Source organism: Pseudoxanthomonas daejeonensis (assembly GCF_022637495.1).
In the GTDB taxonomy this organism is placed as follows: Bacteria; Pseudomonadota; Gammaproteobacteria; order Xanthomonadales; family Xanthomonadaceae; genus Pseudoxanthomonas; species Pseudoxanthomonas daejeonensis.
In genome coordinates this window covers 1,108,443-1,130,451 of sequence record NZ_CP093331.1, presented here as the reverse complement: position 1 = coordinate 1,130,451, position 22,009 = coordinate 1,108,443, and the positions used below count along the sequence as shown (strand labels likewise).

Sequence of the window (22,009 nt, the reverse complement as noted above, 5' to 3'; positions counted from 1 at the left end):
TGCATGCCGTTGCGACCGCTCCGCGGTGGCCCGCCTTCGACCAAGGTCTTAGCCATGCTGCTGCAATGCGTCACGGTGGATGCGTCAGACTGTCGATCCATCAGTCGTGATCGCCACGCCCCGCGCGGCCGGTCACCCGGCATCTTTCGGAGGGAGACGCCATGTCCGACCTGTATCCCGTCAAGCCCGAGTTCGCCGCGCACGCGCGCATCGGCAAGGACGACTACGAACGCCTGTATCGCGAATCGGTGCAGGATCCGGAGGGTTTCTGGCGCAAGGCCGCCACCCGCCTGGACTGGTTCCGCGAGCCGACCGTGATCAAGGACGTCAGCTACGCACTGGATGACTTCCACATCCGCTGGTTCGCCGATGGCGAGCTCAATGCGTCGGTCAACTGCCTGGACCGGCAGCTGGCGCAGCGCGGCGACAAGACCGCGCTGCTGTTCGAGCCCGACAGCCCGGATGCGCCAGCGCAGAAAGTCACCTATCGCGAGCTGTACGAGCGCGTGTGCCGCCTCGGCAATGCGCTGCGCAACCTGGGCGTGACCAAGGGCGACCGGGTGACCATCTACCTGCCGATGATCCCCGACGCGGTGGTGGCGATGCTGGCCTGCGCCCGCATCGGCGCGATCCACTCGGTGGTGTTCGGCGGTTTCGCCCCGAACTCGATCGCCGACCGCGTGGCCGACTGCGGCAGCAAGCTGGTGATCACCGCCGACGAAGGCCTGCGCGGGGCCAAGAAGATCCCGCTCAAGGCCAATGTCGACGCCGCGCTGAAGCTGCCCGGCACCAATACCGTCGAGACCGTGCTGGTGGTGCGCCACACCGGCGGCGCGGTGGACATGCAGGCCCCGCGCGACCGCTGGTTCCACGATGTGGTCGAAGGCCAGCCGGCGCAGTGCGAACCGGAGCGGATGAACGCCGAGGACCCGCTCTTCATCCTTTACACGTCCGGCTCGACCGGCAAGCCCAAGGGCGTGCTGCACACCACCGCCGGCTACCTGTTGTTCGCGGCCTATACCCACGAGTCGGTGTTCGACCTGCGCGAGGACGACATCTACTGGTGCACCGCCGACGTGGGCTGGGTCACCGGCCACAGCTACATCGTCTACGGGCCGCTGGCCAACGGCGCCACCTCGGTGGTGTTCGAGGGCGTGCCCAACTACCCGAGCGTGTCGCGCTTCTGGGAAGTGATCGACAAGCACCAGGTCACCATCTTCTACACCGCCCCGACCGCGATCCGCGCGCTGATGCGCGAGGGCGAGGCGCCGGTGAAGAAGACCTCGCGCGCCTCGCTGCGCCTGCTCGGCAGCGTCGGCGAGCCGATCAATCCCGAAGCCTGGCGCTGGTACTACGACGTGGTCGGCGATGCCCGTTGCCCGGTGGTCGATACCTGGTGGCAGACCGAGACCGGCGGCATCCTGATCTCGCCGCTGCCCGGCGCCACCGACCTCAAGCCCGGCTCGGCCTCGCTGCCGTTCTTCGGCGTGCAGCCGGCGCTGGTCGACGCCAATGGCGATCGCCTGGAGGGCGCTGCCGAAGGCAACCTGGTCCTGCTCGATTCCTGGCCAGGACAGATGCGCACGGTCTACGGCGACCACCAGCGCTTCATCGACACCTATTTCCGCACCTACCCGGGCACCTACTTCACCGGCGACGGTTGCCGCCGCGACGGCGACGGCTACTACTGGATCACCGGCCGCGTGGACGACGTCATCAATGTCTCCGGCCATCGCATCGGCACCGCCGAGGTGGAGAGCGCGCTGGTCTCGCATCCGAAGGTGGCCGAAGCAGCGGTGGTCGGCTTCCCGCACGACATCAAGGGCCAGGGCATCTACGCCTACGTGACCCTCAAGGTCGGCGAGGCGCAGAGCGACGAGCTGCAGAAGGAACTGGTGGCCTGGGTGCGCAAGGAGATCGGCCCGATCGCCACGCCCGACCACCTGCAATGGGCGCCGGGCCTGCCGAAGACGCGATCGGGCAAGATCATGCGCCGGATCCTGCGCAAGATCGCAGAGAATGCGCCGGACCAGCTTGGCGACACCTCGACCCTGGCCGATCCGTCGGTCGTCGAGTCGCTGGTCAACGAACGCAAGGTGAAATGACCCCTCCGCTGGAACGCAACACCGAATGTCCACGATCCTGATCGCCGACGACCATCCGCTGTTCCGCGAAGCCCTGCGCGGCGCGGTGCAGCGGATCCTGCCGGCAGCGACCCTGCACGAAGCCGACAGCGTCGACGCGCTGTACGGCCTGGTCGAAGCGCACCCGGACGCGGACCTGCTGCTGATGGACCTCAACATGCCCGGCGCGCACGGGTTCAGCGCGCTGGTGCATTTGCGCGCGCTGCATCCGCAGTTGCCGGTGGTGGTGGTCTCGGCCCGCGAGGAACCGAGCGTCATGCGCCGCGCGCTGGACCACGGCGCGCTCGGCTTCATCCCCAAGTCGGCCGATTCGGACACCATCGGCGAGGCGGTCGGCCTGGTGCTCGACGGCGAGCGCTGGGCGCCGGCCGCCGCGGCCGCCGCGCCGGCGATGGACCGCGACGAACAGGCCGTGGCGCAGCGCCTGCGCGAACTGACCCCGCAGCAGTTCCGCGTGCTGCAGATGCTCGGCGAAGGACGGCTCAACAAGCAGATCGCCTGGGACCTGGGCGTGTCGGAGGCGACGATCAAGGCGCACGTGACCGCGGTGCTGCGCAAGCTCGGGGTCAACAACCGCACCCAGGCAGTGCTGCTGGCCGGACGCCTGGCGGTCGATCCGGACGGGGTCGTCGTGCCGCCGCAGGAGGCGGATTGAACCGGCCGGGCGTGCGAGCCCGGTGCGTGGAAGCGGTTACCGGATAAACCGGCCTGAACCGGGCCGCGGCGCCCCTTGCGGGAAGGCCGGTGATGCGCCGCACAATAGAGGGTCTGCGACGCGCCATTGCCTTGGGGGGCACGGTCGTCGCGCTCCCCGGAGAAACCGCGTGGTCGCAGCATCCATTCGTTCCGCTGGCAGGACCACCGACCTCATCCGAAGAGCGCGGCGATGAGCGCGCCGACAGGAGTTGCATCCAACGCAGCCGGGACCGTGTGGCTTCCCTCGGCCGAGTCGCCGATGCCGATGCCCGGCCAGAGCCTGCGCCAGGGTCGGCTGTCCGCCACGCGTCCGGCCACCTCGCCCCGCGGGATGGGCTGGCGACGCCTGCTGGTGATCGGCAGCACCGCCGTGCTCACCGCAGTGGCGGCGATGGGCATGCTGCAGGTGCTGCGCGTAGGCGGGCTCAGCGTGCTGGACGGGGTGCTGCTGGTGCTGTTCGTGGCCCTGTTCGCGTGGATCGCACTGTCCAGCGTCAGCGCCGGCTGTGGCTTCGTGCTGCTGCTGGCCGGGCGCGCCAACGTGCTGGGCATCGATCCCGACAGCCCGTTGCCCGTGCCCGGCGTGCGCACCGCCCTGCTGATGCCGACCTACCACGAGGATCCGGCGCGGATCATGGCGGGACTGCAGGCGGTGTACGAATCGGTGGCCGCCACCGGCCAGCTGCACGCCTTCGATTTCTTCGTGCTCAGCGACAGCCGCCGCGAGGAGGTTGCCAAGGCCGAGCTCGAGGAATTCGCCGCTTTGCTGGAGCGCACCGGCGCCCACGGCCACCTGTTCTATCGCCGCCGTACCGACAACACCGGGCGCAAGGCCGGCAACATCGCCGAGTGGGTGCAGCGCTTCGGCGGCGCCTATCCGCAGATGCTGATCCTCGACGCGGACAGCGTGATGAGCGGTTCCACCCTGGTGCGGCTGGCCTCGGCGCTGGAGCACCATCCGGGCGTGGGCGTGCTGCAGACGCTGCCGCGCGTGGTCAACGGCCAGACCCTGTTCGCGCGGATGCAGCAGTTCGGGGGCCACGTGTACGGGCCGGTGATCGCGCGTGGCGTCACCTGGTGGCATGGCAGCGAGGGCAACTACTGGGGCCACAACGCGATGCTGCGCACCCGCGCCTTCGCCGAACACGCCGGCCTGCCGGAGCTGCCGGGGCGGCAGCCGTTCGGCGGCCATGTGCTGAGCCACGATTTCGTCGAGGCCGCGCTGATGCGCCGCGGCGGCTGGGCCATCCACCTGGTGCCGCAGCTGGACGGCAGCTACGAGGAAGGACCGCCCTCGCTCACCGACCTGCTGGTGCGCGACCGCCGCTGGTGCCAGGGCAACCTGCAGCACGGCAAGGTCGTCGGCAGCGCCGGCCTGCACTGGATCAGCCGCATGCACATGATGGTCGGCATCGGCCATTACTTCACCGCGCCGATGTGGGCGATGCTGATGCTGGTGGGCCTGGCCATCCCGCTCTACAACTCCGACCTGGTCTGGGACGGCTTCCAGCTGCCGGGATTCTCGCCGCTGCGCTACTGGGCCGCGCGCGACGCCGAACGCGTGGCCTGGCTGTTCGCCGCGACCATGGGCGTGCTGTTCGCGCCCAAGGTGTTCGGCTTCGTGGCGATGCTGACCGACGCCGATGCGCGTCGCGGCGCGGGCGGTGCCGCGCGGGCTTTCATCGGCGTGCTCATCGAGAGCCTGCTGGCTGCGCTGATGGCGCCGATCGTGATGTACCGGCAATCGCGCGGCGTGGCCGAGGTGCTGGCCGGGCGCGACTCGGGCTGGGAGGCGCAACGCCGCGACGACGGCAGCGTGCCGCTGTCCAGCCTGGTGCGCAGCTATGCCGGCCTGAGCCTGTTCGGCCTGTTCATGGGGGCGCTGGCCTGGGCCGTGTCGCCGGGCCTGGCGCTGTGGATGGCGCCGGTGGTGGTGGGCATGATCCTGGCGATCCCGACCGTGTGGATCACCTCCGCGCGCACACCGGGTCGCTGGCTGCGCCGCCACCGCATCCTGTGCATCCCCGAGGAACTGGAGCCGCCACCGGTGCTGCGCCGGGCCACCGAACTGCGCGCGGCGGCCACGCCCCCGCAGGCATAATGCCGGCTGTCCCACGGGGAAGGATGGTCGGCAATGCCGCTGCTGGAGTGCGTTGAGCAGGAAACCGGCGCTGCGCCGGAATGGACCGTGCTGTGGCTGCATGGCCTGGGCGCGGACGGCAACGACTTCGCTCCGATCGTGCCAGAGCTGGTGCGCAGGCACTGGCCGGCATTGCGTTTCGTCTTCCCGCACGCGCCCGAGCGCCCGGTGACGATCAACGGCGGCATGCGCATGCGTGCCTGGTACGACATCGTCGGCATGGACTTCGCCACGCGCGCCGAGGCCGCCGGCATCGAAGAATCGGTGGCGCAGGTCGAAGCGCTGGTCGCACGCGAGGGCGAGCGCGGCATTCCGCCGTCGCGCGTGCTGCTGGCCGGCTTCTCGCAGGGTGGGGCGATCACCCTGGCCGCGGGCCTGCGCCGGCACGAGCCGCTCGCCGGACTGGTGGCGCTGTCGACCTACCTGCCGGGCGGCGTGGCGATGGCCGCGCAGCGCCACGCCAATGCGGTCGCGCAGCCGGTGTTCTTCGCCCATGGCGACAGCGACCCGGTGATTCCCGTGCAGTACGGCCAGGCCAGCGCGCAGATGCTGGAGCGGGTCGGCTTCGACGTGCAGTGGCACCGCTATCCGATGGCGCACCAGGTCTGTGCGCAGGAGATCGCCGACCTGGGCGACTGGCTGGACCGGCGGCTGGTGGCCTGACCGATGCGCGATCCGCGCCGCGAAGCGCCCTGGCTGCCGGACCTGTGCCGCCTGCGGCGGCTGGCGGCGATGCTCGGCCTGGCCGAACTGGTCGTCGTCGTGCTGGTGCTGGCGCCGGACGATGCGCGGACCTGGACCCTCGCCCGCTTCCTGTCGGCCAGCGGCCTGGCGCTGTGGCTGTCGCTGGCGATGGCGGTGCTGCTGTGCAAGCTGCGTGCGCCGATCTCGCGCCTGCCGCAACGGGTCGGCGCACTGGCCGCGGTGGCGCTTGCGGCGACGGTGGCGTTCGCCGGCGCCGGCGTGATCCACGCGCTGTACAGCACGCTGGGCGCCGAGCCGCTGGGCGTGGGCTTCTGGCGCTTCACCACCGGCAGCGCCGCGGTCGCCTCGTTGATCGTCGCCCTGGCCCTGCGCCACTTCTACGTCAGCGACCGCTGGGCCGCGCAGGTCGAGGCCAATGCGCGCGCCGAGGCCGATGCATTGCAGGCGAGGATCCGCCCGCATTTCCTGTTCAACAGCATGAACCTGATCGCCGGCCTGCTGCGCCGCGATCCGGTGGTCGCCGAGCGCGCGGTGCTGGACCTGTCGGACCTGTTCCGCGCTGCGCTGGGCGCCGGCGAGGGTGATTCGACCCTGGCTGCCGAGTGCGAGCTCGCCACGCAGTACCTGTCGATCGAGCAACTGCGCCTGGGCGACCGCCTGCGCGTGGAATGGGACAAGGGCGAACCGCTGCCCTGGGACCTGGTCCTGCCGCGCCTGACCCTGCAGCCGCTGGTCGAGAACGCGGTGCTGCACGGCATCTCGCGCCTGCCGGAAGGCGGCGTGGTCTCGATCGCGCTGCGGGTGGAGGGCCAGGCGTTGCACCTGGGCGTGCGCAACCCGGCGCCATCGCCCCAGGATCCGTCGTCCGGCGCGCTGGCCTCGCTGCACGTGGGCGCCGGCCACGCCCAGCGCAGCATCGCCCACCGCCTGGCCTGGCGCTTCGGGCCGCAGGCGCGGGTGACGTCCGGCTGGAGCGGCGGCTACTATGCCTGCGAGATCACGCTGCCCCTGAACGCATGAGCCTGATGCTGGCATGAGTCTGAAGCTGGTAATCGCCGACGACGAACCGATGGCGCGCGAGCGCCTGCGGATGCTGCTCGCCGACGAATCGGGCGTGGAGGTGGTGGCCGAGGCCGGCGACGGCCAGCAGGTGCTCGATGCGTGCGCCGAGCACCGGCCGCACGTGGTGCTGCTGGATATCGCGATGCCCGGCATCGACGGGCTGGAGACCGCGCGGCAGCTCGCCGCGCACCGCCCGCCGACTGCGGTGGTGTTCTGCACCGCCTACGACGCGCATGCGCTGTCGGCATTCGAGGCCTCGGCGATCGATTACCTGGTCAAGCCGGTGCGGCCGGAGCGGCTGGCCGCCGCGCTGGAGCGCGTGCGCACCTTCCTTGCCGGGCGCCCGTCCGCCGACGACGCGCGCCGCACCCACCTGTGCGCGCGCCTGCGCGGCAGCCTGCGCCTGGTGCCGATCGACGAGGTGCGCTACCTGCAGGCCGAGGAGAAGTACGTGGTCGTGCACCACGCGCGCGGCGAGGACCTGATCGAGGAATCGTTGAAGTCGCTCGAGGACGAGTTCGCCGACCGCTTCGTCCGCATCCACCGCAACTGCCTGGTCGCCCGCCAGGAACTGGTCGAACTGCGCCGCGGCACCGATGGCCACGTGCATGCGGTCCTGCGCAGCGGCGGCATGCCGCTGGAAGTCAGCCGCCGCTGCGTGCCGTTCCTGCGGCAGACCTTGCGGCACCTGTAGGAAGCGGGCTTCCCCGCGACCGGGTGGCATCGGCACCGGCGGGCTTCCGTATTCCCGACGCCCCGGGCGCGGTCACGTCCGCTTTCGCGGAAGACCCGGCGTTTCCGCGATCCGGCCCCGATCCCCGATAATGCGCGCATGGATACCCCCCTGCGCATCGCCACCCGCAAGAGCCCGCTCGCCCTGTGGCAGAGCGAACACGTCGCCGCCCGCCTGCGTGCCGCCCACCCGGGCCTGGAGGTCGTGCTGGTGCCGATGAGCACCCGTGGCGACGAGCAGCTGGACCGTTCGCTGGCGGCGATCGGTGGCAAGGGCCTGTTCCTGAAAGAACTCGAACTGGCCATGCAGCGCGACGAAGCGGACTGCGCGGTGCATTCGCTCAAGGACGTGCCGATGGAACTGGAGCCGGGCTTCGAGCTGCCGGCCGTGCTCGAGCGCGCCGATCCGGCGGACGCCTTCGTCAGCAATACCTTCGACGGCATCGAGGCATTGCCGCAGGGCGCAGTGGTCGGCACCTCCTCGCTGCGACGCCAGGCGCAACTGCGCGCACGCAGGCCGGACCTGCTGCTGCGCGACCTGCGCGGCAACGTCAACACGCGCCTGGCCAAGCTGGACGCGGGCGAATACGACGCCATCGTGCTGGCCTGCGCCGGCCTGCAGCGCCTGGGACTGGATGCGCGCATCCGTGCCCGGCTCGCGCCGCCGGACTGGTTGCCGGCCCCGGCGCAGGCGGTGGTGGCGGTGGAGACGCGCGCCGGCGACACGCGTGTCGCTTCGCTGGTGGCGGCGCTCGAACACGGACCCACGCGGATCCGCATCGAAGCGGAGCGGGCGCTCAATCGCGCCCTGCACGGAAGCTGCCATGTGCCGGTGGCCGCTTACGCCGAACTGGATGGCGATCGCCTGCAGTTGCGCGCCTGGGTCGGCTCGGCCGCCGACGGCAGCGGCGTGCAGGCGCAGGCCGAAGGCGTCGCCGCGCAACCGCAGGCCCTGGGCAAGGCCATCGCCGCTGACCTGCTGGCGCAGGGCGCGGGGCGTTTCCTCGGCTGATTGCGGCGGGCATCCGGACCCTGCAGGAGCGGGTGACCGCGACAGGGGCGTCGGGAATGCGGGCCACCAACACGCGCTCCATCGGCTTCGGTGTCGCGGTCAAGCACGTTCCTGCCGGGGCAGTCCCCGTTGCAGCAGGATGCGGACCGTTGCGCTTCCGCCGCCGCCGCGCTCATCGCACCTGCAGGCGTTCGATCACCGCACCGGCCAGCACGGACAGCGCGACCAGCGGCCACAGCACGCGGGCCCAGCCGGGCTGCAGGTAGAGCAGGGCGACGGCCAGCAACGGCAGGATCGCCAGCAGGCCCAGCACCAGCCAGCAGCCGCGGTGCCGTGTCCATGCGCGCAGGCCTCCCTGCGCCATCCAGCTGGCCACCACCATCGCGGCGGCCACCAGCACCAGCAACAGCAGCGAAGGCACCGGACCGGCGGCCATGATCGGCCCCGGCCAGCGCAGTGCGATCAGCGCGAACAGCAGCGTCGCCCCGCACAGCAGGGACAGCGCCAGGCGGGTCGGCAGCAGCAGCCCGGCCTGGCCGCCCTCCAGCATCGACAGGCCGGCGACCGTGGCCAGCGCGCCGATGCAGGCGAGCAGGGCGCACAGCGCGAGGAACGCCGGGTCCGGTTGCGGTTGCAGATGCAGCCCGGCCAGCGCGACGCCGCTGGCAGCGACCAGCGCCAGCGCGGTGACCGTCCTGATCCACCAGCGCCCCGGCGCCGTCGGGCGCGGCCAGAGCAGGCCGAAGCCGGCGGCGGCCAGCAGCACGCCCAGGCCCAGGCCCCAGACCTGCAGGTCGACCAGCTTGCGCAGGGTGCCGCTGGCGCCGAGCAGCAGCGCGCTGCTCAGGGCCACCCAGAGCACCAGCCCGCAGCCGGCATCGCACAGCGCGCCCAGCCAGGGGCGCAGGCGCGCCTGCAGTGTCGTCGTCGCCAGTGCCCCCGGATCATGGGGCGCGCGCTCGTGAAGGCTGGATTCCATGGTTTCTCCCCGGATCGGTGGCCTGGCCACCTGATGTGCAGTACTTCCCCGCCTGGCCGATTCTGCCATCGCGGCGCGCCGCGGTCCGGGGCGCCGGTCGGCAGTTCGGCAACGCCGGTCGCCCGGCCGCCGGAGTCGCGCCAGACGCGCCATAATCGGCGCCATGGACCGCTACGAACGCATCAACGCGCTGCATCGCATCCTCAAGGCCGCGCGCTATCCGGTCACGGTGCCGCGGCTGCAGGAAGAACTGGGCTGCTCGCGCGCCACCGTCTATCGCGACCTGGCGTTCCTGCGCGATGCGCTGATGGCGCCGATCGAAGGCGACGGCGAAGCGGGTTTCCGTTACGTCGCCGCGGAGAGCGACCGCTTCGAACTGCCCGGCCTGTGGCTCAGTTCCGAAGAGCTCTACGCGTTGCTCGCCTCGCAGCAGTTGCTGCGCCGCACCGGTGGCGGCGTGCTGTCGACCGTGCTGGCACCGTTGCAGCAGCGGATCGAGGGCCTGCTCGCCGCGCAGGCGGGCGCCAGCCAGTGGCCGGTGGAGCGCGTGCGCGTGATCCCGCACCGCGGCCGCCGCCTGGACGAGAACAGCTTCCGGGCCGTCGCCTCGGCGGTGCTGGAGCGGCGCCGGATCGCCTTCGAATACCGCGCCCGCTCCACCGACGAGACCACCCGCCGCAAGGTCTCGCCGCAGCGGATCACCCATTACCGCGACAACTGGTACCTCGATGCCTGGGACCACGAACGCGACGCACTGCGCAGCTTTGCCGTGGACCGCGTGGTCCAGGCGCGCCTGCTCGACGACGTGGCCCAGGACGTGGACAACGAGGTGCTGGACCAGCACCTGGCGTCCAGCTACGGCATCTTCTCCGGCGAGCCCAAGGGCTGGGCGACGATCGTGTTCAGTCCCAAGGTCGCGCGCTGGGTCGCCGACGAACACTGGCATTCCAAGCAGCAGGGCCGCTTCCTGGCCGATGGCCGCTACGAACTGAAGATCCCCTACAGCGTGTCGCGCGAGCTGCTGATGGACGTGCTCCATTACGGCGGCGACGCGGAGATCATCGAGCCACCGATGCTGCGCGAGCAGGCCAAGTCGCTGCTTTCACTGGCGCTGTCGCAGTACGACCGCTAGCGGCCGCGGCAGGCGCTGCAGGCACCGACCAGGCCTATGCGCATCGGCTCCGGACGGGGCGATGCCCGGGCCCTTCGAAGCCGTCCCGCTTCCGCGACGCCGTGCTTCGTAGCGCGGGACTTGCCCCGCTGCTCTCTTCCGGCGCGCCCAAGGGGTAGCGGGGTAAACCCCGCGCTACGAGAGCAGGCGCACGCGGACAGCGGTGCCGGGGTATCGGCGCGGAGCACCGGTCCAATGACGACGGTCGCAGCCCCTGAGATGCCCCCGACGCAGGCTGCGGATCCCAACCCGAGGAACCGCCGCCATGCCGACCTGGTCGCCCACGCACGCCGTCTTCGCCCTGTATCTGTCCGCGACCCGTCCGGATCCGGTCCTGGACCGGTTGCTGCGGCACTGGCTGGTCGCCGGCCTGCTGGCCGTGATCCTGTTTCCCGCACTGCGCGGGTCCAGCGCATGGCTGGGCTGGTGGCCGATGTGGCTGGTCGCGATGCCGGCGGTGGCCTGGTGGGCCCTGCACCGGTTCCGACTGCCGCAGGGGCTGCGGACCGCGGGCTCGGCATCGCGGCGTCGCGGGCGCCGGCAGGCGCGGCGCAGGATCGTCGCGGGTGCGGCCTCGCGCCGCCCTGCGTCGCCGCCGGACCACGCGCTGGTGGGCTGATCGGGCTTGGCGGCACCCGCTGGCGGGGTGCGGGTGCGGGCGCCCGTCCTGACCATCGGCAGGGGGCGGGCCGCGGGTGCTGTGCTAGCGTCCCGGGTCTGTATTTCCAGACCCGGAGCCGCTTGATGTCCCGTTTTACCCAGGCTTGCCTCTTCGCAAGCCTCATCGCCGCCGGTGCGGCCCATGCCCAGGAGCCTGCCGTGGCCACCGACCCCCACCAGTGGCTAGAGGATGTCACCGGCGACAAGCAGCTGGCCTGGGTCCGCGCCCAGAACGCGAAGACCGATGCCGCACTGGCAACGACGCCCGGGTTCAAGCAGATGGAGGCGGGCATCCGCGAAGTGCTCGATTCGGACGCCAAGATCCCCGGCGTGCAGAAGATCGGCCGGTGGTACTACAACTTCTGGAAGGACAAGAACCACGAGCGAGGCATCTGGCGCCGGACCACGCTGGAGGAATACCGCAAGCCGAACCCGGCGTGGGAAACCATCATCGACCTGGACGCCTTGAACAAGGCCGAAGGCGAGAACTGGGTCTGGCACGGCGCCGACTGCCTGCGTCCTGCCTATGAGCGTTGCCTGGTCGCGCTGTCGCGCGGTGGCGCCGACGCCGACGTGACCCGCGAGTTCGACGTGTCGAAGAAGGCCTGGGTCGAAAACGGCTTCTTCCGCCCGGAGGCCAAGGGCGGGCTGGGCTGGATCGACCAGGACAACGTCTACGTCTACACCGATTTCGGCGCCGGCACGATGACCGAGTCGGGCTACCCGCGCGTGGTCAAGCGCTGGAAGCGCGGCACCCCGCTGGCGTCGGCGCAGGTCGTGTACGAAGGCAAGGCCGACGACATGTACATCGCCGCCGGCCACGACGACACGCCGGGTTACCAGCGCGACTTCGTCACCCGTACGCTGGCGTTCTACAACGACGAGCTGTACCTGCTCGGCAAGGGCGGCGAACTGGTCAAGGTCGACGTACCCAATTCGGCGCAGAAGTCGGTGCAGCGGCAGTGGCTGGGACTGGAACTGCGCGAGCCCTGGACCGTCGGCGGCAAGACCTACAAGGCCGGCTCGTTCATCGTCGCCGACTTCGACGGATTCATCGCCGGCAAGCGCGAGTTCGACGTGCTGTTCGAGCCCAGCGAGCGCACCTCGCTGGCCAGCGCGACGATCACCCGCAACCACGTCGTGCTCAACGTGCTCGACGACGTCAAGAACCGCGTCAGCGTGCTGACCCACGGCGAGGACGGCTGGACGTCGCAGCCGCTCAGGATCGGCGCCGACGAGATCGGCACCACCAGCGTGGGCGCTGTGGACGCCGACGAGAGCGACCTGCTGTGGGTGACCACCACCGGGTACCTCACCCCGACCACGCTGCTGCTCGCCGACGCATCGGCGCCGGCCACGCCGCCGCAGGCGCTGAAGGCCATGCCGGCCTTCTTCGATGCCAGCCGCGACGTGGTGGAGCAGCATTTCGCCACCTCGAAGGACGGTACGCAGGTGCCGTACTTCCTGGTCCGTCCAAAGGACCTCGAACTGGACGGCACCAACCCGACCCTGCTTTACGGCTACGGCGGTTTCGAGATTTCGATGACGCCGGGCTACTCGGGCGGCCTCGGTCGCGCGTGGCTGGACAAGGGCGGCGTGTACGTGGTGGCCAACATCCGCGGTGGCGGCGAGTACGGCCCGCGCTGGCACCAGGCGGCGCTCAAGGCCAACCGGCACAAGGCCTACGAGGACTTCGCCGCGGTGGCCCAGGACCTGGTCAAGCGCCGGATCACCTCGCCTGCGCACCTGGGCGTGCAGGGCGGCAGCAATGGCGGCCTGCTCACCGGCAACATGCTGACCCAGTACCCGGAGCTGTTCGGCGCGGTCGTGGTGCAGGTGCCCCTGCTGGACATGAAGCGCTACAACAAGCTGCTTGCCGGCGCGTCGTGGATGGCCGAGTACGGCAATCCGGACACCGCCGACTGGGAGTTCATCAAGACCTTCTCGCCGTACCACCTGTTCGATGCCGGCAAGCAGTATCCGCCGGTGATCTTCCTCACCTCCACCCGCGACGACCGCGTCCATCCCGGCCACGCGCGCAAGATGGCGGCGAAGATGATCGAGGCCGGCAAGGACGTGACCTACTACGAGAACATCGAAGGTGGCCACGGCGGCGCGGCCAACAACGCCCAGGCCGCGCACATGTCGGCACTGGCCTACAGCTTCCTGTGGGAACGGCTGTCGGGCGGCGCCGCGCCAGCCGCGGCCAAGGACAGCAGGAAGTGATGTTCCCGCCCCCGGCTCCGGCCGGGGGCGCTGTTTCAGCCGCCCGATCTCCCTGTGCCGGCGCCCGGTGGATCCTGCAGCTGGACCGCCTGGCCGGACATGGCTTGGATTTCCCCTGACGGAACCCCATCGATGAGACCTGTCCTCCCGTTCCTCCTCCCAGCCTGATGACCATGCCCAACGCGCCCGCTTCCGCCGCCCCGACCCCGCCCGATGCGGCGCGCAAGCCGCATACGGTCAAGGCACCGTTCGGCGCCACGCGCGAGGACGATTACTTCTGGCTGCGCGACGACGACCGCAAGGACCCGGCCGTGCTGGCCTACCTGGAAGCGGAGAACGCGTACACCGACACGGTGATGGCGCCGCTCAAGCCGTTGCAGGAAAAGCTCTACGGCGAGATCGTCGGCCGCATCAAGCAGGACGACAGCTCGGTGCCGTACCGCGAGCGCGGCTGGTGGTACTACTCGCGCTTCGAGACCGGCAAGGACTATCCGGTGCACGCGCGCCGCCGTGACGGTGCCGGCATCGACGCGCTGTCGATCCAGGCGGCCAACGCGCGCGGCGACTTCGCCGGCGAGCAGGTACTGCTGGACGTCAACGCGCTGGCCGCGGACAAGGGCTATTTCAGCGTCGGCGACTACGCGGTCAGCCAGGACAACCGGATCCTGGCCTGGGCGGACGACGACATCGGCCGCCGCCAGTACACGATCCGCTTCCGCGACCTGGAGACCGGCCAGGCGTTCGCCGAGACCATCGAAGGCGTATCGCCCAACATCGTCTGGGCCGACGACAACCGCACGCTGTTCTACGTCGAGAACGATCCGGAGACGCTGCTGACCGTGCGGGTGAAGAAGCACGTGCTCGGCACGCCGGTGGCGCAGGACGCCCTGGTCTACGAGGAAGACGACGACAGCTTCTACATGGGCATCGGCCGCAGTCGCGACGACCGGTTCATCACCATCGGCGTGGAAAGCACGGTGTCGTCGGAGTTGCGCTATGCGCCGGCCGCCGATCCGCGCGCGTTCACCGTGCTGGCCCCGCGCCAGCGCGACGTCGAGTACGACGCCGACCACCTCGACGGGCGCTGGGTGATCCGGACCAATGCGCCGGGCGCCGACGGCAAGGCGGCGACCAACTTCAAGCTGGTCACCGCACCCAGCGATGCGACCTCGCGCGCGCAGTGGACCGACTGGCTTGCCCACGACCCGGCCGTGTTCCTCGAGGACGTGGAGCTGTTCGATGGCTTCACCGCGGTGGCCGAGCGCTCCGGCGGCCTGGAGCGCCTGCGCCTGCTCAAACCCGATGGCAGCCAGCAGTACGTGGATGCCGACGAGCCGGCCTATTCGATGGGCCTGTCGGTCAATGCCGAACCGGAGTCGCCGTGGCTGCGCTACAGCTACACTTCGCTGGCCACGCCGGCGACGACCTATGAGCTCAACGTGGCCACGGGCGAGCGGCGGCTGCTCAAGCAGCAGCCGGTCCCCGGCTACGACCCGGCGCAGTACGTGACCGAACGCGTGTGGATCACCGCGCGCGACGGGGTGAAGGTGCCGGTGTCGCTGGTCTACAGGAAGGGCTTCGTCAAGGATGGCACCGCGCCGCTGTTCCAGTACGCGTACGGCAGCTACGGCATCTCGATGGATCCGGGTTTCAACGGGCCGGTGGTGAGCCTGCTCGACCGCGGCGTGGTCTATGCGATCGCGCACATCCGCGGCGGCCAGGAAATGGGCCGGCAGTGGTACGAGGACGGCAAGCTGCTCAACAAGCAGAACACGTTCAATGATTTCATCGACGTGACCCGTGGCCTGGTGCAGCAGGGTTACGCCGCACCGGGCCGGGTGGCCGCCTCGGGCGGCAGCGCTGGAGGGCTGCTGATGGGGGCGGTCGCCAACCAGTCGCCGCAGGATTACCGGGTGATGGTGGCGCAGGTGCCGTTCGTGGACGTGGTCACCACCATGCTCGACGCCAGCATCCCGCTGACCACCAACGAGTACGACGAATGGGGCAACCCGGAGCAGAAGCCGTTCTACGACTACATGCTCACCTATTCGCCCTACGACAACGTCAAGGCGCAGGACTATCCGGCGCTGTTCGTCGGCACCGGCCTGTGGGATTCGCAGGTGCAGTACTGGGAGCCGGCCAAGTGGGTGGCCAGGCTGCGCGACGTCAACACCGGTTCGCTGCCGGTGGTGTTCCGCACCAACATGGAAGCCGGGCATGGCGGCAAGTCCGGCCGCTTCCAGCGCTTCCGCGAGCAGGCCGAGTACTACGCCTTCGTGCTCGGGCAGCTGGGCGTGGCCGATAAGCCCTGACGCAGGTGCCTATGATGGGCGCCCATGGGTGATCGCGACCGCAAGCGGTTCCGCTGGGCCTGGTGGCTGCTGGCCTACCTGAGCCTGGGCGTGGGCATCGTCGGCATCTTCGTGCCGGGGCTGCCGACCACCGTATTCGTGCTCATTGCGGCATGGGCCGCCACGCGCGGTTCTGAACGGCTGGAGCAGCGGTTGCTGGCGCATGCGCATTTCGGTCCGATGATCCGGGCCTGGCGCCAGCATCGCGCGGTGCCGCGCCGGGCGAAGTGGGCGGCGACCTGGACCATGCTGCTCTGCGCGGCGATGCTGCTGCTGGTGATGGTCGCGGTCCCGTCGCATCGCGCCTGGATGGTGGTCCTGCCGATCGGCTGCATGGCGGTGGTCGGCACCTGGCTGTGGCTGCGTCCCGAGCCGCCGCCGGACGCGACCGACCCGCCGTCATAGGCGGGGCGATTGGCCTCGCGCAGGATCGCGACCGCCAGGGCCCGGTCCGCGCCCAGGGTCCACACACGGCGCGTTGCCGGAGCCTCGCTATACTCCGGACGCATGAACGCCAAGCTGCCTGTCCTCGCCGTCGCCACTGCATTGCTGCTCGCCGCGTGCGGCAACAAGGGTCCGCTGGTATTGCCGCAGAAGCCGGTACCGGTGGAGGAAACTGCGCCCACCGAACCGGCTGCGCCCGCACCTGCGCCTGCCGATGCGCTACCCGCGCCACCGCCGGCAGGTGATCCGGCGACGGACCCTGCCGCCGATCCGGCCGATCCTGCGTCAAAGTCGGACGACGGGGATGGCTGAGCGCGTGCGCTTCAGCAAGATGCACGGCGCTGGCAATGATTTCGTCGTCCTCGACCTGCGCAACGGCATGGCGCCGCCGGACGCCGCGCTCGCGGCCCGGCTGGCGGACCGCCACATGGGCGTGGGCTGCGACCAGATCCTGACCGTGGAACCGCCGCGCAGTCCCGGCGCGGTGGCGGCCTATGGCATCTGGAACGCCGACGGCACTCCCTCCGGGCAGTGCGGCAACGGCGCGCGCTGCATCGCCGCCTGGCTGGTGCGCGACGGCACCGCAGCCGGGACGCGCTTCACCGTGGACAGCCCCGTGGGCACGCACGACGTCGAGAACCTCGGCCAGGATCGCTACGCCATCGCCATGGGCGTGCCGCGTTTCGCGCCGGCCGACGTGCCCCTGGCCGGTTTCGATGGCGGGCAGCCGGAATACGTGCTCGAACTCGATGGCGCGCGCGTGGCCTTCGGTGCGGTGTCGATGGGCAATCCGCATGCGGTCATCGAAGTCGACGACATAGCCACCGCGGCCGTGGCCGGCATCGGCGCCGCGCTGCAGCGCTCGCCGGCATTCCCGCAGTCGTGCAACGCCGGTTTCGTCCAGGTGCTGGCGCCGGACCACGTCCGCCTGCGGGTCTACGAGCGCGGTGTCGGCGAGACCCTGGCCTGCGGCAGCGGTGCGTGCGCGGCCGTGGCCTCGCTGGTGCGCCGCGGGCGCCTGGCGCGCGAAGCGACGGTCTCGTTGCCCGGCGGCGACCTGCGCATCCGCTGGCCGGCCGACGACGCGCAGGTCATCATGGCCGGACCGGCGGCATTCGTATTCGAAGGGGAATGGCAGGCATGAGCGACCAGGTTCAGGACAAGCACGGCCAGGACAAGCTGGGCGCGCACGAGGTCGCGGCCTGGCTGCGCCGGCATCCGGGCTTCCTCAAGCAGTTCCCCGACCTGGCGCTGAGCCTGGTGGTACCGCGTGACGACGGCCGCACCGCCTCGCTGGCCAGTTACCAGCTGGAAGTGCTGCGCGACAAGAACCGCGAACTGTCGCGGCGCCTGGCCGAGCTGTCGTCCAATGCCCAGGTCAACGAACGGCTGGCGGTGCGTACCCACCAGCTGACCCTGTCGCTGATGCGACAGGAAAACTACGCCGACACATTGCGGGCGATGGCCGCTTCGCTGGCCGAGGACTTCAGCGGCGACCTGGTGCGGATCGTCTCGTTCCGACCCGTCGCCGGCATGGAAGACGCCGAATGGCTGCAGGTGCGCGGCGAGGGCGAGCCGGAGCTTGCCCCGTTCCGCGACGCGCTCCGTGACGGCGAGCCGCTATGTGGCCGACTCCAGGCCGAGAAGAACGCGGTGCTGTACGGCGTGCGCGAGGAGGAAGTGCAGTCCAGTGCACTTCTGCCGCTGACCGGCGTGGGCCTGGTCGCGGTCGGCAGCCACGATGGCAACCGCTTCTATCCGGGCATGGGCACGCTGTTCCTGCGGATGATGGGCGAATCGCTGGTGGTCGCGCTGCAGCGCTTCGGCGACTGAGGGTTCCCGACACCCGCTTCCCGTAGAGCCGGGCCTGCCCGGCTGCCGCGTTCGCGGCATGGCCGAAGGCCCGTTCGGAAGCGGTGCCTACCCCGGCCGATAGCGCGCGCCCATTGATCGCGGGCTGGTTGCACGCGCGCCACGGCGGCCATCGCCGCCGATGCGGTTTGCGCGCATCATGTGCACATGCATGACGGATCCGTCTGCCGATGAGCGGCATCGAGAACTTCCTCGACCACCTGCGGGTGGAGCGGGCGATGTCCGTGCACACGCTCGATGCCTACCGGCGCGACCTGGAGGCGCTGCAGGCCTGGTCGCAGGCACAGGGCATCGATGCCCCCGCACGACTGGACAGCACGCACCTGCGCGAATTCGTCGCCGCCGAGCACCGGCGCGGACTGTCGCCCAAGAGCCTGCAGCGACGGCTGTCGGCGTGCCGCAGCTACTTCGCCTGGCTGTTGCGCAACGGCGCGATCCCGGCCAGTCCGGCCGCCGGCCTGCGCGCACCGAAGGCCCCGCGCCGCCTGCCGCAGGTGCTGGACGTGGACGAAGCGGTGCGCCTGGTCGAAGTGCCGACCGACGTGCCGCTGGGCCTGCGAGACCGGGCGCTGCTGGAACTGTTCTATTCCTCGGGCCTGCGCCTGAGCGAACTGTGCGGGTTGCGCTGGCGCGACCTGCAGGCCGATTCGGGACTGGTCACCGTGCTTGGCAAGGGCGGCAAGCAGCGCAGCGTGCCGGTGGGCTCGCACGCGCGACGCGCGCTCGATGCATGGCGTGCCGAAACAGGCGCGGGCAGCGACGCATTCGTCTTCCCTGGCCGCGGCGGCGGTCCGATCAGCCAGCGCGCGGTGCAGATCCGGATCCGCCAGCTGGCCGCGCGCCAGGGGCTGTTCAAGAACGTGCACCCGCACATGCTGCGGCACAGTTTCGCCAGCCACGTGCTCGAATCCTCCGGCGACCTGCGCGGCGTGCAGGAGCTGCTGGGCCATGCCGACATCGCCACCACGCAGATCTACACCCACCTGGACTTCCAGCACCTGGCCAAGGTCTACGACGCGGCGCATCCGCGCGCCAAGCGTCGCGGCGGCGGCGGCCAGTAGCCATCGCAATGTGATGTCCGGATCCGGCGAGCGGATGCGCCGGCCTTTCCGCAGGATCGCCCGGAACATCCTCCGGGAACCACCCCATGTCGCCGTTCCGCCTGCTCGGTATCGACCCCCGACCCTTCCAGTCCCTGTTCGCGCTGGACGACCGCGAACTGGCCGGCCATGGCGCGATGCGCGTCTTCGCCGATGCCGACAGCGGCTACCCGTGCCGCGTCAGCCTGGAAGACGCGCGGGTGGGCGAGGAGCTGCTGTTGTTGCCGTACGTCCACCAGCCGGAGGCCACGCCCTACCGCGCGTCCGGGCCGATCTTCGTCCGTCGCGGCGCATGCCGCCCAACCCTGGCCGCGGGCCTGGTGCCCGCCTATGTATCGACCCGGCTGATCTCGCTGCGGGCGTACGATGCGGCGCACATGATGGTCGACGCGGAGGTCCGCGAGGGTGGCGAAGTGTCGGCCTGGCTGGACACCGCGTTCCAGCGCGAACAGGTGGCCTACGTGCAGCTGCACAATGCCCGGCGCGGTTGCTTCTCCTGCACCGCGGTACGTGCCTGAACGCGGATGCACGCGACGAGGCTTGATCGCGGCCCGGGCGTCCCCACCTTCGTTGGACAGCTCCCGGAGGCCGCATGGACCCCAGCCAGAACCCCAACGTATTCCACGCCACCACCATCATTTCCGTGCGCCGCGACGGCAAGGTCGCCGTCGCCGGTGATGGCCAGGTCACCCTCGGCCACACGGTGATGAAGGGCAACGCGCGCAAGGTGCGTCGCCTCGGCCGCGACGGCCAGGTGCTGGCCGGTTTCGCCGGCGCCGCCGCCGATGCCTTCACCCTGTTCGAACTGTTCGAAGCCAAGCTCGAGAAGCACGGCCAGCTGCAGCGCGCCGCGGTCGAGCTGGCCAAGGACTGGCGCACCGACCGGCGCTACGGGAAGCTCGAAGCGCTGCTGGCGGTGGCCGACCAGGACACCTCGCTGATCATCAGCGGCACCGGCGACGTGATCGAGCCCGAAGACGGGATCATCGCGATCGGCTCGGGCGGCTCCTATGCGTTGTCGGCCGCGCGCGCGCTGATGGCGCACACCGCGCTGGATGCGAAATCCATCGCCGTGGAAGCGCTGAACATCGCCGGCGACATCTGCATCTACACCAACCGCAATGTCGTGGTCGAAGAACTCTGATCGAGGCCGGCGCATCGGCGCTGTCGCCCACGCGCAACGCGGACGCCGTTCCCTCGACCCGCAACACCCCCGCCGCATCGCGCGAAGCCCCGATTCCCGGGGCATGCCGATGACGGGCATCCACCTCGCTGCACTTTCCACCCATTCGTGAGAAGTCCATGTCGCACAAGATCGATGCCACCTCCGCCACCATGACCCCGCGCGAGATCGTGCAGGAGCTGGACCGGCACATCGTCGGCCAGCACCCGGCCAAGCGCGCCGTGGCCATCGCCCTGCGCAACCGCTGGCGGCGCATGCAGCTGGAGCCCGAGCTGCGCAACGAGGTCATGCCCAAGAACATCCTCATGATCGGCCCCACCGGCGTGGGCAAGACCGAGATCGCGCGCCGGCTGGCGACGCTGGCCAACGCGCCGTTCGTCAAGGTCGAGGCCACCCGCTTCACCGAAGTGGGCTACGTCGGCAAGGACGTCGAGCAGATCGTGCGCGACCTGGCCGATACCGCAGTGAAGATGTACCGCGAGCAGGCCAAGGCGCGCGTGCGCCTGCAGGCCGAGGAGCGCGCCGAGGAACGCATCCTCGATGCCCTGCTGCCGCGTCGTGCCGCGCCGATGGGATTCGATCCCGGTGCGGTGGCGGAAGTACAGGTTTCCGGCCCTGAAGACTCCACCCGCGCCAAGTTCCGCAAGATGCTGCGCGCCGGCGAACTGGACGAGCGCGAGATCGAGCTGGAGCTGGCCGCCAATGCGGGTGTGGACATCATGACCCCGCCGGGCATGGAGGAAATGGGCCAGCAGCTGCGGCAGATGTTCGCCAATATCGGCGGCGGCAAGACCCAGCAGCGCACGGTCTCGATCAAGGCTGCACGCCCGTTGCTGGTCGAGGAAGAGGCGGGTCGCCTGGTCAACGAGGACGACGTCCGTGCCGCCGCGATCGAAGCCTGCGAGCAGCACGGCATCGTGTTCATCGATGAGATCGACAAGGTCGCCAAGCGCGGCGATTCGAACGCGTCCGGCGGCGACGTCAGCCGCGAAGGCGTGCAGCGCGACCTGCTGCCGCTGGTGGAAGGCTCCAACGTCTCGACCAAGTACGGCACGGTCAAGACCGACCACATCCTGTTCATCGCCTCCGGCGCGTTCCACCTGGCCAAGCCCAGCGACCTGATCCCGGAACTGCAGGGCCGTTTCCCGATCCGGGTCGAGCTCTCGGCGCTGAGCAAGGGCGATTTCGTCCGCATCCTCACCGAGCCGAAGGCCGCGCTGACCCGCCAGTACGTGGAGCTGCTGGCGACCGAGGGCGTGACGCTGCGGTTCGAACCCGAGGCGGTGGAACGGCTGGCCGAGATCGCCGCCCAGGTCAACGAGCGCCAGGAGAACATCGGCGCGCGCCGCCTGCACACCGTGCTCGAGCGCCTGCTCGACACGCTCAGCTACGAAGCGCCCGACCGCGACGGACAGGCGGTCACCATCGACCGCGCCTACGTCGATGCGCACCTGGGCGAACTGGTCCAGGATCCGGACCTGAGCCGCTACATCCTCTGACCCGCAGAACTCCCGCGCCTATGACGGCGCGGG

At 70.2% G+C, this 22,009-nt stretch carries 20 protein-coding genes; 19 read left to right on the top strand and 1 reads right to left on the bottom strand.

Annotation, left to right across the window (positions count from 1 at the left end):
• Nucleotides 1-161: 161 nt before the first annotated feature.
• From acs to hemC, 7 genes are all read left to right on the top strand, one after another.
• On the top strand, nucleotides 162-2,105 hold the full coding sequence (acs, locus tag MNQ95_RS05165; RefSeq protein WP_241954008.1) for an acetate--CoA ligase: 1,944 nt from the start codon (nucleotides 162-164) through the stop codon (nucleotides 2,103-2,105).
• A 25-nt stretch (nucleotides 2,106-2,130) separates the two neighbouring features.
• Nucleotides 2,131-2,799: a response regulator transcription factor gene (locus tag MNQ95_RS05160; protein WP_162407958.1), complete on the top strand. Its 669-nt coding sequence runs from the start codon at nucleotides 2,131-2,133 to the stop codon at nucleotides 2,797-2,799.
• Between the two features lie 231 nt (nucleotides 2,800-3,030).
• Nucleotides 3,031-4,941, top strand: coding sequence for a glucans biosynthesis glucosyltransferase MdoH (gene mdoH, locus MNQ95_RS05155; protein ID WP_241954007.1), 1,911 nt, complete (start codon nucleotides 3,031-3,033; stop codon nucleotides 4,939-4,941).
• A 33-nt stretch (nucleotides 4,942-4,974) separates the two neighbouring features.
• On the top strand, nucleotides 4,975-5,643 hold the full coding sequence (locus MNQ95_RS05150; RefSeq protein ID WP_241954006.1) for an alpha/beta hydrolase: 669 nt from the start codon (nucleotides 4,975-4,977) through the stop codon (nucleotides 5,641-5,643).
• Nucleotides 5,644-5,646: 3 nt separating this feature from the next.
• Nucleotides 5,647-6,705, top strand: a complete 1,059-nt coding sequence (locus MNQ95_RS05145) for a sensor histidine kinase (RefSeq protein ID WP_241954005.1) — start codon at nucleotides 5,647-5,649, stop codon at nucleotides 6,703-6,705.
• Nucleotides 6,706-6,718: 13 nt separating this feature from the next.
• Nucleotides 6,719-7,441: a LytR/AlgR family response regulator transcription factor gene (locus tag MNQ95_RS05140; RefSeq protein WP_202922797.1), complete on the top strand. Its 723-nt coding sequence runs from the start codon at nucleotides 6,719-6,721 to the stop codon at nucleotides 7,439-7,441.
• A gap of 138 nt (nucleotides 7,442-7,579) precedes the next feature.
• Nucleotides 7,580-8,491 carry a hydroxymethylbilane synthase gene (gene hemC / locus MNQ95_RS05135; protein ID WP_241954004.1) on the top strand — a complete coding sequence of 304 codons (912 nt, stop codon included), beginning with the start codon at nucleotides 7,580-7,582 and terminating at the stop codon, nucleotides 8,489-8,491.
• Nucleotides 8,492-8,663: 172 nt separating this feature from the next.
• On the opposite strand, the gene MNQ95_RS05130 is transcribed toward hemC, so the two are convergent.
• Nucleotides 8,664-9,470 (bottom strand): hypothetical protein, encoded by an 807-nt coding sequence (locus MNQ95_RS05130; RefSeq protein ID WP_241954003.1) that lies wholly within the window; start codon nucleotides 9,468-9,470, stop codon nucleotides 8,664-8,666.
• Nucleotides 9,471-9,633: 163 nt separating this feature from the next.
• On the opposite strand from MNQ95_RS05130, the gene MNQ95_RS05125 reads away from it, so the two are divergent.
• The 12 genes from MNQ95_RS05125 to hslU all read left to right on the top strand — a co-directional run bounded on the left by MNQ95_RS05125 (nucleotide 9,634) and on the right by hslU (nucleotide 21,976).
• Entirely contained in the window at nucleotides 9,634-10,602 is a 969-nt protein-coding gene (locus MNQ95_RS05125; protein ID WP_162407952.1) for a helix-turn-helix transcriptional regulator, read from the top strand.
• Nucleotides 10,603-10,906: 304 nt separating this feature from the next.
• Complete coding sequence (locus MNQ95_RS05120; protein WP_241954002.1) at nucleotides 10,907-11,260, top strand: hypothetical protein; 354 nt, start codon at nucleotides 10,907-10,909, stop codon at nucleotides 11,258-11,260.
• Between the two features lie 125 nt (nucleotides 11,261-11,385).
• Nucleotides 11,386-13,527: a prolyl oligopeptidase family serine peptidase gene (locus MNQ95_RS05115; RefSeq protein WP_162407950.1), complete on the top strand. Its 2,142-nt coding sequence runs from the start codon at nucleotides 11,386-11,388 to the stop codon at nucleotides 13,525-13,527.
• A 173-nt stretch (nucleotides 13,528-13,700) separates the two neighbouring features.
• Nucleotides 13,701-15,839: a S9 family peptidase gene (locus MNQ95_RS05110; protein ID WP_338423333.1), complete on the top strand. Its 2,139-nt coding sequence runs from the start codon at nucleotides 13,701-13,703 to the stop codon at nucleotides 15,837-15,839.
• A 24-nt stretch (nucleotides 15,840-15,863) separates the two neighbouring features.
• Nucleotides 15,864-16,283 carry a YbaN family protein gene (locus tag MNQ95_RS05105; RefSeq protein ID WP_162407948.1) on the top strand — a complete coding sequence of 140 codons (420 nt, stop codon included), beginning with the start codon at nucleotides 15,864-15,866 and terminating at the stop codon, nucleotides 16,281-16,283.
• 102 nt (nucleotides 16,284-16,385) lie between these two features.
• Nucleotides 16,386-16,634, top strand: coding sequence for an LPS translocon maturation chaperone LptM (lptM, locus tag MNQ95_RS05100; RefSeq protein ID WP_241954001.1), 249 nt, complete (start codon nucleotides 16,386-16,388; stop codon nucleotides 16,632-16,634).
• The gene (dapF, locus tag MNQ95_RS05095; protein WP_241954000.1) at nucleotides 16,627-17,466 is read left to right on the top strand and encodes a diaminopimelate epimerase; all 840 of its coding nucleotides are present in this window, start codon (nucleotides 16,627-16,629) and stop codon (nucleotides 17,464-17,466) included. The genes lptM and dapF overlap by 8 nt, the downstream gene beginning before the upstream one ends.
• Entirely contained in the window at nucleotides 17,463-18,155 is a 693-nt protein-coding gene (locus MNQ95_RS05090) for a DUF484 family protein (protein WP_162407945.1), read from the top strand. The genes dapF and MNQ95_RS05090 overlap by 4 nt, the downstream gene beginning before the upstream one ends.
• 209 nt (nucleotides 18,156-18,364) lie before the next feature.
• Entirely contained in the window at nucleotides 18,365-19,255 is an 891-nt protein-coding gene (gene xerC / locus MNQ95_RS05085) for a tyrosine recombinase XerC (RefSeq protein WP_162407944.1), read from the top strand.
• An 86-nt stretch (nucleotides 19,256-19,341) separates the two neighbouring features.
• Nucleotides 19,342-19,812: a DUF1203 domain-containing protein gene (locus tag MNQ95_RS05080; RefSeq protein WP_241953999.1), complete on the top strand. Its 471-nt coding sequence runs from the start codon at nucleotides 19,342-19,344 to the stop codon at nucleotides 19,810-19,812.
• Between the two features lie 74 nt (nucleotides 19,813-19,886).
• The gene (gene hslV / locus MNQ95_RS05075) at nucleotides 19,887-20,438 is read left to right on the top strand and encodes an ATP-dependent protease subunit HslV (protein ID WP_162407942.1); all 552 of its coding nucleotides are present in this window, start codon (nucleotides 19,887-19,889) and stop codon (nucleotides 20,436-20,438) included.
• Nucleotides 20,439-20,596: 158 nt separating this feature from the next.
• Nucleotides 20,597-21,976, top strand: coding sequence for an ATP-dependent protease ATPase subunit HslU (gene hslU, locus MNQ95_RS05070; protein WP_241953998.1), 1,380 nt, complete (start codon nucleotides 20,597-20,599; stop codon nucleotides 21,974-21,976).
• Nucleotides 21,977-22,009: the final 33 nt, after the last annotated feature.